Annotated in this window: 10 protein-coding genes; 5 read left to right on the plus strand and 5 right to left on the minus strand. The window is 71.0% G+C overall.

What is annotated here, in order from left to right:
• The first annotated feature begins 107 nt into the window (after positions 1-107).
• Together HUA75_RS32550 and HUA75_RS32555 are read left to right on the plus strand one after the other, a co-directional pair.
• The gene (locus HUA75_RS32550) at positions 108-995 is read left to right on the plus strand and encodes a tryptophan 2,3-dioxygenase family protein (RefSeq protein ID WP_174488587.1); all 888 of its coding nucleotides are present in this window, start codon (positions 108-110) and stop codon (positions 993-995) included.
• The gene (locus HUA75_RS32555; RefSeq protein WP_371746243.1) at positions 992-2,035 is read left to right on the plus strand and encodes a methyltransferase; all 1,044 of its coding nucleotides are present in this window, start codon (positions 992-994) and stop codon (positions 2,033-2,035) included. Before HUA75_RS32550 ends, HUA75_RS32555 begins: the two co-directional genes overlap by 4 nt.
• A 193-nt stretch (positions 2,036-2,228) precedes the next feature.
• Here HUA75_RS32555 and HUA75_RS32560 read toward each other — a convergent pair whose 3' ends face one another.
• Complete coding sequence (locus HUA75_RS32560) at positions 2,229-2,930, minus strand: response regulator transcription factor (RefSeq protein ID WP_217442439.1); 702 nt, start codon at positions 2,928-2,930, stop codon at positions 2,229-2,231.
• A gap of 363 nt (positions 2,931-3,293) precedes the next feature.
• Here HUA75_RS32560 and HUA75_RS48010 point away from each other — a divergent pair, with 363 nt between their 5' ends.
• Together HUA75_RS48010 and HUA75_RS32570 are read left to right on the plus strand one after the other, a co-directional pair.
• A complete protein-coding gene (locus HUA75_RS48010; RefSeq protein ID WP_217446359.1) occupies positions 3,294-4,463 on the plus strand; it encodes an ATP-binding protein in 1,170 nt (389 codons plus the stop codon).
• A 213-nt stretch (positions 4,464-4,676) separates the two neighbouring features.
• Complete coding sequence (locus HUA75_RS32570; protein ID WP_141641810.1) at positions 4,677-5,081, plus strand: response regulator; 405 nt, start codon at positions 4,677-4,679, stop codon at positions 5,079-5,081.
• A gap of 13 nt (positions 5,082-5,094) precedes the next feature.
• Here HUA75_RS32570 and HUA75_RS32575 read toward each other — a convergent pair whose 3' ends face one another.
• From HUA75_RS32575 to HUA75_RS32585, 3 genes are all read right to left on the minus strand, one after another.
• Positions 5,095-6,399, minus strand: a complete 1,305-nt coding sequence (locus HUA75_RS32575) for an AarF/ABC1/UbiB kinase family protein (protein ID WP_174488589.1) — start codon at positions 6,397-6,399, stop codon at positions 5,095-5,097.
• A gap of 78 nt (positions 6,400-6,477) precedes the next feature.
• On the minus strand, positions 6,478-8,316 hold the full coding sequence (locus HUA75_RS32580; protein WP_371746245.1) for a protein kinase: 1,839 nt from the start codon (positions 8,314-8,316) through the stop codon (positions 6,478-6,480).
• Positions 8,317-9,060: 744 nt separating this feature from the next.
• Positions 9,061-9,573 carry a hypothetical protein gene (locus tag HUA75_RS32585; RefSeq protein WP_141641813.1) on the minus strand — a complete coding sequence of 171 codons (513 nt, stop codon included), beginning with the start codon at positions 9,571-9,573 and terminating at the stop codon, positions 9,061-9,063.
• A 344-nt stretch (positions 9,574-9,917) separates the two neighbouring features.
• Here HUA75_RS32585 and HUA75_RS48015 point away from each other — a divergent pair, with 344 nt between their 5' ends.
• Positions 9,918-12,206, plus strand: a complete 2,289-nt coding sequence (locus tag HUA75_RS48015; protein WP_174488590.1) for a S41 family peptidase — start codon at positions 9,918-9,920, stop codon at positions 12,204-12,206.
• Here HUA75_RS48015 and HUA75_RS32595 read toward each other — a convergent pair.
• Positions 12,175-14,607 (minus strand): GAF domain-containing protein, encoded by a 2,433-nt coding sequence (locus HUA75_RS32595; protein ID WP_174488591.1) that lies wholly within the window; start codon positions 14,605-14,607, stop codon positions 12,175-12,177. The genes HUA75_RS48015 and HUA75_RS32595 overlap by 32 nt on opposite strands.

Consider the following 14,607-nt stretch of genomic DNA (forward strand, 5'->3'; position numbering starts at 1 on the left):
ACCCGCCGTACCCACCGTCGTAGCGAGCCACGTCCGCTGTCCCAAGTCGGGCACGTCTCCTTCGCGCTCCCACCTCTGAATGCCCACCTCTCCCTTCGGAGGGCACCATGCACACGCCACATGGTTACAGTTATGCGGAAAAGTTGCGGCAGGAACTGGATGAGCCCCTTTTCAACCCGATGTTGAAGAAGTGGGTCGGCCGCGGAGAGCTGGACTACGAGGTGTACCTCAAGACACCGCAGCTCCTGGCGTTGCAGGCGCCGGAGGAGCAGCGCGTCTCGCATGACGAGCTGATGTTCCAGGTGGTGCACCAGGCGCAGGAGCTGTGGCTGAAGCTGGCCTCGCGCGAGGTGGTGGAGGTGGTGGCGGAGCTGGACCGCGACGCGTTGTGGGCGGCGTCCGCGAGGTTGGAGCGGGTGTCGCGCATCGTCCAGGGCCTGAAGTCGGAGCTGGCCGTGTTGGAGACGATGACGCCGGATACCTATCAGGTCATCCGTCGCAGCCTGGGCAATGGCAGCGGGCAGGAGTCCCCTGGTTACAACATGCTGCGGAAGGCGGCGGAGGGGCTGGAGCAGTCGCTGGAGCGGCTCCTCGCGCGACGCGCTCGGACGTTGCTGGCCGTGTACCAGGGCGGACCGGACGACCTGAAGCGGCTGTGCGAGCAGCTGGTGGACGTGGACGAGGCCTTCCAGGGCTGGTTGCACGCACACTTCCAACTGGTGCGGCGCACCATCGGCGTGGACCGCGCGGTGAAGGCGCTGGACGGCCTGCCCACGCAGGTGCTGGCGGGGCGCATGACGCTGCCCCTGTTCCGTCAGCTCTGGGACGTGCGCGTGGAGCTGACGTCCGGGTGGCGACGCGAGGGAGGCCATGCGCCGGGCGCTCGTCGCGAGGGCTGCATGGAGGGCGCGCTGGAGGCCTACGCCGCGCCTCCGGCCAGCGCCGTGTGTCCGGTACACCACGCGGGCTTCCCTCCGCCCCGGGGCGAATCGTGACGTCGAAGCCGCGCATGGTGGCGGACTCTCCGCGCGCGCTCTTGCACCTGCTCTACAACGGCGCGAAGGCGGTGGACGTGGTGGAGGCGTCGCTCCAGCTGGGTCTGCTCGACTCGCTGGAGGGGCCCGCCCCCATCTCGCTGGCGGAGCTTTCCGCGAGGCACGGCCTTTTGCCGGGCCGGCTCTACAAGCTGCTGGACTGCCTGGAGAGCCTGGGCCTGGTGACGCGCGAGCAGGACACGGACGCGCTCGCGTCGGCGCGCTACCACGCGGTGCCGGGGCTGCGCGAGGCGGCCGTCGCCGTGGTGGGGCCGCAGGGCCGGGAGAAGGACCGCGAGAAGTTCGCCTGGCACAAGCTGCACGGGCGGCTGCCCGAGGTGCTGCGCGGTCAGCACTCCATCTCCCCCGACGACTTCGACTGGCCCCTGCGCACGCCGGAGCAGTTGGAGGGCTTCGAGACGAGCATGGCCGCGGGGCTGCCTCCCATCCTGGAGTCGCTGCGCCTGCACGCGCCGAGGCTGTGGAAGGACGGCGTGCGCGTGCTCGACGTGGGCGGCGGTGACGGCAGCCTCGCGGCGTTGATGACGCGCGAGCACCCCGCCGCGCGCGTGGACGTCTACAACCTGCCGGCCACCCAGGCGCTGGTGGAGCGCACGCGCGAGCGCTTCGGCCTGGCCGCATCCCAGCTGGGCTTCGTGGGCGGAGACTTCCTCACCGAGCCGCTGCCCTCCGGCTACGACGTGATGACGTTCGTCCGCGTGCTGCACGACTGGTCCGCGCAGACGGCGCAGGCGCTGCTGAAGGCCGCGTGGGAGGCGCTGCCCTCCGGGGGACGCGTCGTCATCTGCGAGGAGTTCCGCACACCCGAGCGGCTGGCCGCGCAGTTCTTCTGGACGTACTTCCTCATCGGCGTGGACTCGTGCGTCAGCCGGCTGCGCGAGGTGGAGCTCTACGTCCAGATGCTCGAGGGCGCGGGCTTCCAGCGCGTCGACGTGCTGCGCGGCGGGCCCTTCGAGCTGGTGACGGCCGTGAAGCCCTGACGTCGTCGTCCAATCCCGGAGACGACAGCACGGGCCAGGGCAGACACCACGTCCTGCTCTGCCCTGGCCCGCTGGGGACCTTCCTCGCGACGACCCGTGCGCTTGGGGGGAGGGGGGAGGAGCGCCAGGGTCTTCACACCCTGACACGCCCGCGCGCACGTGCCCATTGCCTGCAAGTGCCGGCCCCGGGGACTCAGACTCCTGCCGGGCGGTGAACACCCAGCTGGCATGCGAGCACCGCCAGCTGCGTGCGGTTCTCCGAGCCCAGCTTCTTGTAGATGCTGGTGATGTGCGCCTTCACCGTGCGCTCGGTGATGCTCAGACACGCGGCGATTTTGAGGTTGTCCGCGCCCGCGGCCACGTAGCCCAGCACCTCCCGCTCGCGCGGCGTCAGGAGCCCCAACTCCACGCCGCCCATGGGCACCTCCTCCTGCGGCATGAAGCCGGGGACGGAAGGGACCCAGGACAATCCCGTAGGCATCAGCCGCTCGCCGCGCGCCACGCGCGTCACCGCTTCCACCACCTCCGCGCAACCCACGTTGTGTTTCCAGAGGTACCCCGCCGCGCCCGCCTGGAGACACTGCTCGACGACTTCGGGCTCGTGGTGGCTCGACAGCACCAGCGCCTTCACCGTCGGATAGAAGTCATGCAGACACTGCAGCGCCGTCATGCCCGTGGTCGTTCCATCCTGGTCCGGCGGCTCCAGGCGTAAGTCCAGCACGGCCACGTGCGGCATCTGCTCCCGCACCCGCGCCAGGAAAGGCGGTGTCTGCGCGCAGCGCGCCACCACGTCCATCCCGGCGCTCTCCAGTACCAATACCAGACTCTCCCTGAAGACCTGCTGGTCTTCCAGGAGGGCCACTCGGATTCGCTCGTTGGAAATGTCTGTTGTCATCACCACTCCAGATGCAGTCCGTGCTCTCGCGATTCAGCGCGCCGAGCACCGCACCAGTTGCCGTGTTCATCAGAGGATGTTCAAAGAGTGTTCAAGGAACGTTCAAGGTGAGGAGTTTCCATCGTTCCTGGGGCCCTCCATTCACAAGACGAAATCGATGGCGGACCTTCATCCGTATGTCAGACATCCAGACTCCGCGCAGCGGGATTTGGACACGCAGTCCACACAACCCATACCCGTGCGGGCTGGACGTCCGCACTCGTGGGTCCCCCGCTCTTGCCGCTGTCCACGGCCTGGGTTACAGCTCAAATCATGTCACCCGCGTCTTTGCCTGAGAATGAACTCTCGGCCATCGCTGAAAAGGTGAGGAAGACACACGGCCCTGACTTCGCGCACGAGCCCCAGGCGCCCGCCAGACACTCCTGGGCCCTGGAAGGTGTCGCGGGAGCGCTCGCGGTGCTCCGAGAGGACGTGGTGCTGTGGGTCAACCTGCGATGGCAATCCCTGACACTGGCGCGAGGTCCCTGGCGTCATGTGACGGACAGCGGGCAGGAGGAAGGGCCCGCACTGCTCACCCTGCGCAGCGTCGTGGCCGCGGAGGCCCGCGCGCTCGGGGTGGAAGAGACGGCCCGCACCGCGCGCTACAGCTACGCGGGAGGTCACCAGCAGATGGAGGTGCGGGTATGTCGGGTGAGCCGGGAGGCGCCCGTGGTGCTGGTGCTCGCCCGGGACGTCACCGAGCAGGTTCACGTGGAGGAGGCGCTGGCACGCGAGCGCCGCGCGCTGGCCGAGCGCGAGCACCTGCGCATGCTCAGCGAGCAGGCCTCCGGCATCGCACATGACCTGAGCAGTCTGCTGGTGGCGATGAAGCTCCGGTTGGAGATGCTCCAAATGAGCGACCTCAAGCAGGCGGCCCCCGCGGCGGCGCCGCCCGCGCACGTGGACACGCTCTTGCGCATCGTCGCCGACGCCACCACCCGCCTGTCGCGCCTGCGTGACTTCGCGCGCCAGCGGCCGGAGTCCCCGGTGGAGCCCGTGCAGTTGGCGGACGTGGTGCGCGACTCGGTGGAGATTGCCCGCGACGAGCTGGAGTCCCGGGCCGCGAAGCAGGGGCTGACCCTGCTGTTGGACGTGGACGTGCCCCGGCTGCCGCTGGTGGAGAGCTCCGCGGCGGACCTGCGCTGCGTCTTCCTCAACCTGCTGCGCAACGCGCGCGACGCCATGCCCCAGGGCGGCACCCTGCGCGTGCGCGGACGCCTGGCGATGGGGCACTCCATCATCACCGTGGAGGACGAGGGCACCGGCATCCCCGAGGAGCACCTGCTCTCCATCTTCCAGCCCTTCTTCACCACCAAGGGCCAGCACGGCACGGGCCTGGGCCTGTCCATGGCCCATGACGTGGTGACGCGCGCGCAGGGCACCCTCACCGCCGCCAACCGCCCGGAGGGGGGCGCCGTGTTCACCATCACCCTGCCCGCCCTCCAGAGGAAGGCGGCCTCCCGGGAGCGCCCCGCCACCTACCGCTCCGGCTGAAGACGGCCCGGGTCCATGAGGCAGCGGGGCGGGTGGAGACACACCCGGACACCCCGGCACGTCCTGCCGCCAGCACGAGAAAGTCGGGCCCCCGGAGGACAGGAGGGTGGCGACAGGGACGCGAGCCTAGGTGATAATCCGTAGGCCACCCGGCCTGGTGGCGATATCCGGTGGGCGGCGGCACCCAATCCGCGCTCTCAAGGGGGAGGCGTCATGTCGGAGATGAAGATCCGCGTGCTGGTGGTGGATGATGACCAGGAGCAGCTCACCCTGGCGGAGCGCTCGTTGTCCGCGTTTGGCTTCGATGTTCGGACGCACCGCTCGTCACTGGGCGTGTCCAACCTGGTGCGCACGACGCTGCCGGACCTGGTGCTGCTGGACGTGAACATCCCCGCGCTCACCGGCGACAAGGTGCTGACGCTGGCGAGGGGACAGGCGCCGGCGGGGACGCGCTTCGTGCTCTTCTCCGCCTCGGACGAGTCCAAGCTGCGCGCGCTGGCGCTGGCCTCGGGCGCGGACGGCTACATCACCAAGAGCACCCAGGGCGAGGAGCTGGCGAAGAAGCTCCACGCCATCTACGCCAAGGGCCGCGCCGTCGTGGCCGCGCCGGCCCCGTAGCCTCGGGCGCGGGTCAACTCAACAGCTCCGCCATCTCCAGGAAGACGCCGCGGAAGTCACCCCGCGCGCCGATGAGCCGCAGGTTCTGCGCCAGCCCCCCCGTGGAGCGGAAGAACATCACCGCTTCCGGCGGCGGCTTGATTTTGAGGAAGCGCGCCGCGTTGCGGGTGAAGTGGTTGCGCATGTCGCGGGTGATTTCGCAGGACATGTAGTCGTACGGCGTCAGCCGCATGGGCCTGCCGGCGATGTGGAGCACCTCGCGGATGAGGTCCGCGGCCTCCTCGCCCGGCAGCTCCACGGTGAAGCCCACCTCCTGGCTCAGCCGCAGGATGTCCATGGGCTCCAGCCGCATGGACTGCAGGAACATGCGCCGGTTGGCGTCCACGAAGCGCGGGCTGAAGCGCTTGATGGAGCCGAAGTCCAACAGCCCCAGCCGCCCGTCCGGCATCACCATGAAGTTGCCCGGGTGCGGGTCCGCGTGGATTTCGCCCGAGCCGAAGAAGGGCCCGTACGTCGCGCGGATGAGCTGCCGCGACACGCGGAAGCGCTCGTCGTTGGAGTCGACCGTCGTCACCCAGTCCTTGAGGGTGGGCCCCTCCAACAACTCCAGCGTCAGCACGCGCTCGGCGCTGTGGCTGGCGATGACCTGGGGGACATACAGGTCCTTCAGCTCCGCCACGCCGCGCGCGAAGCCCTCCGCCAGTAACGCCTCGCGGCGGTAGTCCAGCTCCAGCAGCAGCTCGTCGCGGAACTCGTTGAAGTAGGCCGAGCCGTCCATCAACCGCGACGCCTTGGAGACCGTCTTCACGACGAGGCCCAGGTTCTCCATGTCGTGGGTGAGCGACTCGGCGATGCCCGGGTACTGCACCTTCACGGCGACGACGCGGCCGTCCTCCAGCACCGCGCGGTGCACCTGTCCCAGCGACGCGGCGGCCAGGGGCTCCCGGCTGAACTCGCGGAAGGCGTCCTCGGGGGCCGCGCCCAGCTCCTGGCGCACCACGCGCGTCACCATGTCGTAGGACATGGCGGGCGCCTGGTTCTGCAGCCGCGCCAGCACCTGCCGCACCTCCGGCGTGAGCAGGTCCGGGTCCATGGAGATGGCCTGGCCCAGCTTCATGGCCGCGCCCTTCAGCTCTCCCAGGGTGGCGACGAGCTTCTCCGCGGAACTCTTGCTGAGCAATTCCGGCGTGCCGCCAGCCAGGCGCTTCGCGCTGCTCATGAGCACGTCGGTGCCCACCTGCATGGAGAGGCCCGCCAACTTGCGCAGCCGGGTGAAGCGGCCCTGGGGAGGAAGCGAGTCGTCGGAGTCGGAGGCCATGGGTACCCCTGGATTAACGAGGAGCCACCCCCCAGACGCAAGACACCGCTTCCGCGTTGCACGCGCCCGGCCGCCCGCCTAACGCGGTGTGGGCGTGTTGCGCAGCCGGGCCCGCAGCGAGCGCCAGCGCTTGAGGCCCTCCAAATCCAACGGGTCCATCCGCACCGCCTGCTCGTAGGCGGCGAGCGCTTCCTGGAGCCGCCCCACCGACGACAGCGCGTCCCCGGACAGCCGCTGCACCGCCGCGCGGCCATCCCGCCCGGGGTTCTCCGCGAGGAAGCGGCGGCGGCAGTTCTCCAACGCGGTGACGGTGAGGCCCGCGGAGAGGCAGCGCTCCACCCCTTCCACGTTGCCCAGTCTGGCGTCGTATTCGGCCCGCCGCTCCACGTGACCCAGCACGTGCAGCGCGGACGTCACCCGCTCGTTCACCCGCTCCAGCTGGGCACGCTGGCCCAGCGACAGGTTGCGGCTCTTGAGTGGCTCCAGCGCCGTACGAGCGCGCTGGGTACCGGCTCGCAGCGTCTCCGGGGTGGCGTCGCGAGGCACCTCCAGCACCGCGTAGTGGTCACCCGCCAGGCGGGCCCTGAAGCCCTGGAGCACCCGCTCCGCCACCGCGTCCTCCTGCATGGGGGACGGAGGGGGCGTGGGTGGCTCCAACCGCACGCCGGACTTCAGCCGGGTCAGCGCTTCCTGGAAGGCGGGCGACGTGTCGCGCAGCTGGACGCCGAAGCCCGGCGTCATGCGCCACCCTCGCGCCTGCTCCTCCGTCACGTGGCGCACCACCTGCCCCGTGCAGGCCAGCTCACCACCGGGCAGCCGCAGGAGGAGGCCCACGTCGGACAGGAGCGGCGGCGGCGACGCGGTGGTGTGGAGGAAGAGGCCGGCGCGGCCCACCCACTCACAGCGCAGCTCTTGCGAGTGCGGCGTGCCCGCCATGCGCACCCGCGCGGTGAAGCCGGGAATCACGGGCTCGGGCTCGGGCGCGAGCGCGGTGGCCAGCGCCGCGCGCAGGTCCGAGGCCTGGGCGAAGCGGTCCGCGGGACGCTTGGCCAGCGCGCGGAGCAGCACGCGCGACAACGAGGGCGGCACGCCGGGTTGCACCTCGTGCGGCGGCACCGGCTGCTTCTGGAGGTGACCGATGAGCACCTCCGCCGCCGTGCGGCCCGCGAAGGGCACGCGCCCGGTGAGCAGGAAGTAGCCCAGCACTCCCACCGCGTAGATGTCCGTGCGCGCGTCCACCACGTCGTCGCCGCACTGCTCGGGGGCCATGAACTCCGGCGTCCCCAGGAGCACGCCCACTTCCGTGGTGTGCAGGCCCGCCGGACGCGACAGCAGCTTGGCGATGCCGAAGTCCAACAGCTTCACGCGCTGGCGGCCCAACAGGCCCGGCACCAGGAAGACGTTGGCCGGCTTCAAGTCGCGGTGGACGATGCCGTGCGCATGCGCGGCGCCCAGCGCGTCACACACCTGCGAGAGCAGATCCACCACCACCGACGGCGAAAGCGGCCCCTTCGCGAAGGCCGCCAGGCTCTGCCCCTCCAGGTACTCCATGACGAGGTAGGGGCGCCCGTCGCGCACGTCCAAATCGTAGAGCGCGACGACGTTCTCGTGCTGCACCACCGTCAGCGTGCGCGCCTCCGACAAGAACCGGGCGACGAGGTCCGGGTCCTGCGCCAGGTGCGCGTGCAGCACCTTGATGGCGACGCGCTTCTGGATGAGGGCGTGCTCGGCCAGCATCACCGTGCCCATGCCACCCCGGCCCAGCTCCTTCAGCAGCTTGAAGTGTCCCAGCTGCTGCCCCACCAGCGAATTGGTGGGCGTGGCGGGCACCGGCGTGGGCTCCACCAGCATCGGCGGAGGCGTCCCCGCGTACAGCATCGTGTTGCCCTCCGCGGGCGTGTTCCGATGCGGGCGCACCCAGGTCGGGCACTCGCTGGGGTCGGAGTGCGAAGGCACGCAGGAGCAGGTGGCGTTCTGGAGGAACACGGGGAGCGGGATGGGGACGACTGGGACAGGGGTCTATTGCGCGGTGTCTCTGCGAGCCATGTGCCACCCACGATTCAACCGTGCTGGCGCTCAATCTTCATGCGGAAAGGCTGGATGGACTTCGGGTTCCGGACAGTGGCGGGAGAAGACCTCCCGTCTGACTGAAATTGTCCCCCTCTCTCTCCGCAGAAACTACAGCCATTCGGTTGAAAACATTACCGCCTGCCTCGCTTTCGGAGGCCTGGATGCGGGGAATCCATTTCTCTCTGTCGCACTCTCATGTTTTCCGGAAGACGTTCCATGCCTTTCCGGAGTCCGCGCCCCATCCCCCACGTGAAGACGCATGGGGTGGGGTTCCTTGAGTCGAAAGATGTGACGGGAGTGCACGGGCGTCCGGAACGCGCCGCTACAGGTCGCCACGCGGGGTGCTCACGCCGACATGAGCCTGGGGCTCGCGACGCGAGGAACCGTGCGCGGCGCGCACGCGGGTGACGGCCTGGACTGAAACGGGAAGCGCCTCCGAGCAGGGCCTCGTGGGCGCCGCGGGAGGGCCTCGACCGGGAGTCTGCTGCTTCGCGAGGGCGACCCGCGCGGGGCCACGCGCTCGGGCCCCTGCCATCATGGTGGGAGGGCCGTCCCACTCCAGGATGAGCGGGACGGCCTCCTGAAGCGACCTCAGCCGATCATGGGCTCGCAGTAGCCCGACTCGGAGCAGGTCAGGCCTTCACAGCACGTGGCGCCCGTGCCACAGGCGCCCTCCTCGGATACACACTCGGAACCCGCGTCCGGCTCGCCCGTGCCCGCGTCCGGTTCGCCCGTGCCCGCGTCAGGTTCGCCCGTGCCCGCGTCCGGCTCACTGTCACATGCGCCCAGCGTGTCGCCGTGCTTGAGGTGGGCATTCAACGCCGGTGCGCCCACGGAAATCGTGTGCGCGTTGGCCGGGTTGCCCGGGGGAATGTGGCAGATGTCGATTTTGGTCGGATTGAACACGCCACCCGAGCCGCCCTCGTTTCCGTCACCGGTGTCCCCGCTTCCCTTCGAACCCGGCGCGCCTTCCAGTCCACCCGTTTGAGGATCTCCCGGAAGGGAGTCCCCTTCGGGCTGGGGCGAGCCACCACACCCGCTCACCAGCAGCGTGCACAGGGCCACCGCCAGGGCGGGCTTCGCAATGAAATCCAGACTTCGCATGAACGTTCTCCGGTTCCGGGTGTACGGGTGTCGAGCGTCGCGTGCGTGAAACATCCGAGACAGACGCCAGTCCGTTCGCGCACTCGTGCCCCACGGCCTCCGCCGGGACATGCTCGAGCGTCACTCCTGGAATCAGGGCTTGGGCCCCTTCAACCGCCTGCCCCCGCGAGCACATCCACCACGCAAAAGAGACCCGCGCTCGCGGCTCGCGGCCACGCCGTCCAGGGGGCGCGGACAGTTACGGACAGGATGTGTGCGGACGAGCCCGGATGTCACCGCGCGTCCTTGGGAACCTTTCTCACGGAGAGGGTGTCTGGCGCGCGGGGCCGTATCGGGAGGTGGATGTGGAACGCGCGCGAGTCCGGCGGATGCCGGCCTGGATGGGTTGTGTCTTCGCGGTGGCGCTGATGCTGGGTGTCTCGGGGCGTGCATTCGCGCAGGAGCAGTCCCTCCCGCGCGCGCAGCCCGATGCGGCCCTTGAGAACGCCGCCGTGCTGGGCCGCGTCTGGGGCACGGTGAAGTACGTGCACCCCGCCCTCGCCTTCCGCGCGGTGGACTGGGACGCGGCCCTCGTGGAGTCCCTCCCGGGCGCCCTCGCGGCGAGCACCCCGGAGGCGCTCGCCACCTCCGTGAGCGACATGCTGCGCCGGCTGGAGGACCCGCTCACCCGCGTCGAGCGCGAGCCGGGCGCGCCCCCATCCCCGCGCGAGCCGTCCGGCCCGCTCTCCCGCTGGTCCGGTGACGTGCTGGTGCTGGACCTGGACCGGCGCTTCTCCAACTTCAACGCGCTGTATCCGGCGATGACGGCGCTGGGGCCTGAGCTCGAGCGCGCGCGCCGCGTCGTCGTCGACCTGCGCGCCAGCGGTCCCGAAGAGGCCATCTGGATGGAGCTGGCGCTGGGCTTCCTGGAGCGCTCGCTTCCGTCGGACACCGTGACGGCTCCCGCCGAGCGCTTCCGCGTGTACTCCGGCTTTCCCGTGCAGCTGGGGCCCAGCTCGGGCGGCTACAGCGCCTCGGTGGAGACTCGGCTCGCGCGGACCTTCACGCCCGCGCCCAGGACGCCGAAGCGCTCGCTGGTCCTCCTCGTCAACGGCCGCACGCCCCTGTCGCCGTTGCTGCTGGCCCTGCTCTCCTCGTCACGCACGCGCCTCGTCGCGCAGGGCGCGCTCGATGAGTCCTCCGCCGTGAAGACCCGCACGGTGCTCTTGCCCGGAGGCCAGCGCGCGGTGGTGCGCGCCTCGGAGCTCGTGTTCCCCTCGGGCTCATCGGGGCTGCGCGCGGACGTCACCGTGCCCGCGAGCGCGGACGAGGGCGACACCGGCCCCGCCTTCCAGGCCGCGCTCCGGCTGCTGCGCGCGGGGACTCCGAAGGCCTCCGCGCGCGTCTCGGCGAAGGACGCGGTGCTCCCCACGGGAGGACCGGACGACGCCTACGAGGCGATGGCGTATCCCTCCGAGCCCTACCGGCTGCTCGCCGTCATCCGCTTCTGGAACGTGATGCGCTTCTTCCATCCGGACCCGAAGGCCCTGAAGGACTGGGACGCGGTGCTGCCGGAGTTCCTCGGCCGTGCTCGCGCGGTGGAGGATGCGCGCGCGTACACGCATTTGCTCTACACGCTGTCCGCGCGGGTCTCCGACGGCCACGTCTTCATCGCGGAGCAGGGCCAGCCCCTGCGCTCGCTCGCCGAGGCCACCGCGCCGCTCGTCCTGCGCTCGGTGGAAGGACGCTTCCTCGTGTCGGAGCTGCCCGTTCCCGAGGCCGCTCGCGCCGCCGGCATCGGCGTGGGGGACGAGGTGGTGTCCATCGACGGCGAGGCGGTGGCCACGCGCGCCGCGCGCTTCCGGGAGCTGCTCGGCGCCTCTCACGACGCGGCGCGGGCGGAGCGCGTGGCCAGCCTGCTGCTCGCGGGCTCGGACGGGAAACCCGTGGAGGTGATGCTGCAGGGCGTGGATGGACGCATGAAGGAATCGCGGCTGCCTCGCTCGCGCGACTTCCTCCCGTTCCTCCGTCCCCCCGTCCAGGACGACACGCCGTGGAAGCGGCTCGGCAGCGACGTGGGCTACGTGGACCTGCGACGGCTGCGCGCCGACTCGGTGCCCGGCATGTTCGAGGCGATGAAGGACACGCGCGCCCTCGTGTTCGATTTGCGCGGCTATCCGCCGGGGAGCGCGTGGGCGCTGGCCCCGCGCCTCAACACGCGAGGCGCCACCGCGTCCGCGCTCATCGCCCGCCCGCTGGTGGAAGCGGGAGAGGCCCGCGAGGTGCGCTTCCCCGCCACCCTGCCCTCTGGTGACGGGCCTCGCTACGCGGGCCGCGTCGTCGTGCTCATCGACGCGCGGACGCTGAGCCAGGGCGAATACACGGCGATGATGATTCAGGCCGCGTCCGGCGCGCGGCTGGTGGGCAGCGCCACGGCGGGCGCCGTGGGCGACACCACCAACGTCTGCCTGCCCGGCAACGTCTGTGTCCTCTTCACCGGTCAGCGCTTCGAGACCCCCGACGGCCGCACGGTGCAGGGCGTGGGACTGCGCCCGGACGTGGAGGTCCACCCCACCGTGCGCGGACTGCGCGCCGGACGCGACGAGGTGCTGGAGCGCGCCCTCACCCTGCTGCGCGAGGCAGGTGGACGGTGAAGACGGAGCCCACGCCCTCGCGGCTCTCCACCTCGATGCGACCGCCCATCGCCTCCACAATCTGCCGGCTGATGTAGAGCCCCAGACCCAGCCCTCCATAGTGCCGGTCGCTCACCGCGCGCTCGAAGCGACCGAACAGCCGCGGCAGGTCCGTCTCCGAGATGCCGATGCCCTCGTCCCGCACCGACAGCCGCACCACCCCGTCGCCGGCCTCCGCCGCGGTCACCTGCACGGGCCTGCCCGCGCCGTACTTGGCCGCATTGGTCAGGAGGTTCACCAGCACCTGGTCCAACCGCAGCGAGTCCCACCGGCCCTGGAGCGGCTCCGGGATATCCACCCGCACCGAGCACCCCGCCACCGCGAACACCTCTTCCATCCGCTCCACCGCGTCGCGCACCGCCTGCCCCAGGTCCACCTCCGTGGGCTCCAGCGCCAGCCGTCCCAGCGACACCCGGCTCACGTCGAGCAGGTGGTCCACCAGCGTGGCCAGCCGCTGCACCTGTCGCATCGCCGTGGAGAGCCGGGGCGCCACCTTCTCGCGCGAGTCCGGGCCGAGCGCGCGGTCGATGAGGCCGTGCTGGAGCTTGAGGCTCGTCAACGGCGTCTTCAGCTCGTGGCTCGCCACCGACAGGAACTCGTCACGCAGCCGCACCGCCGCCTGCGCGTCGCGGTACAGCGACGCGTTCTCCAGCGCCACCGCCACGCGCCGCGCCAGCTCCTCCATCATCGACACGTCCGACATGGCCAGGGGCCGCTGCGGCGGCGACGTGCCCAGCGTGATGACGCCCAGCGTGCGCCCGCGCGTGCGCACCGGCACCACCAGCAGCGACGCGGGCCTCAGGGCTTCCAACAGCGCGCGCTGCTGCTCGGAGCGCTCCGCCAGTCGCTCGCACAGGGCCGCGTCCACGTCCGGCACGAAGCGCGGCTCGCCCGACTGGAAGCACTCGCGCGACAGGGACAGCGCGCCCTCGCCGCCCAGCACCGAGAGCACGGACGCGTCCCGCGACGGCTCCTGGTGCGCGGACGCCACGCACCGCAGGGTGCCGTCCGGCCCCACCAGCTCCACCAGGCAGCTGGACGCCACGCTGCTGGCGGCCACGCGGGCCACGTGCTCCAGCGTCCACTCCACGTCGTCCAGGTGCTCCGCCAGCGCGCGGCTCGCCTCCAGCAGGAAGAACAGCCGCTCCTCGGCCTCCTTGCCCATCTGAAGCGCGTGATGCAGTCGCTCGCCCCGCTCGCGCAGCGTCCCGTACAGCGCCGCGCGCTCCAGCGCCTGCGAGCACTGGTGGGCCAGCGCGTCCAGGAACGCGCGCTCCAACGGAGGGAACATGCGCGGCTCACCCCACGCCAGCGCCACGAAGCCCAGGATGCCCCGCTCGGTCAGCAGCGGGAGGAACGCGCGCGAGCCCTCGCCCAGCGCCGCCACGTCGCTCTCCACGAGACCCGCCGAGGGGAGCAGCTCCTCCAGTCGGGAGAACCACTGCGCCTCGCGCTGCTCCGCCGCGCGCGCGAGCACGGGCAGGCCCGCGACACGCTGACCATCCAGGCCCTCCATCCACGCCTGTGAATAACCGACGGAGCCCAGCACGCGCAGGCACCCGTCGGCACTCAGCTCCGCGATGGCGACCCGCGCCGCTCCCGAGGCCTCCAGCCCGTCGCGCACCATCACCCGCGCCACGTCCTCGGCGGTGGCCGCGCGGGACAGCGCCGCCGTCACCGTCTGCAGCCGCGCGGAGAAGGACTGGGCCGTGCGCGCCTCCTCGTACAGGAGCGCGTTGTCCATGGACAGGCTGGCGCGGCGGGCCAGCTCCATCGCCACCTCCAGCTCCGGCGCATCGAAGGACACCTGCTCGTCGCCTCGCACCAGCGACACGGCGCCCAGCACCCGGCCCCGCGCCAGCAACGGCAGCACGAGCCCCGCCCGGATTCCCAGGCGACGCACCACATCCAGCTGCGCGGGCTCTCGCACCATCGCCGGGAGCATCTCCTCCGTCACCACCGGCATCACCACCGGACGCCCGGTGCGCAGCGCCTCGGAGATGCCACCGGGTGACACCAGGTCCACGGGCCGCAGTCGGGACAACTCGTGCACCAGCGCCGTCTTCTCCGGCTCACGGTGCGCCGCGGCCACCCGCTCCACGCTCCCGTCCTCCGCGATGACATCCACCGCGCACCAGTCCGCGAGCACCGGCACCGCCAGCTCCGCCAGCCGGTGCAGCACCGTGCGCCACTCCAGCGACGCGCCCAACAGCTCGCCCGCGCGCGACAGGAAGGCCAGGCGCGCCGCCTCGGACGAGGCCGCCTCCACCCCGTGCTCGGGCTCCGGCGGCGCCGGGGTGGGCCGGGGTTTCCCGGCGACATCGAGAGAGGCTTCAGGAGGAGAAATCGGCTCGGCGGGCAT

It is taken from the genome of Myxococcus sp. CA040A (genome assembly GCF_013336725.1).
GTDB classification, from domain to species: Bacteria; Myxococcota; Myxococcia; order Myxococcales; family Myxococcaceae; genus Myxococcus; species Myxococcus llanfairpwllgwyngyllgogerychwyrndrobwllllantysiliogogogochensis.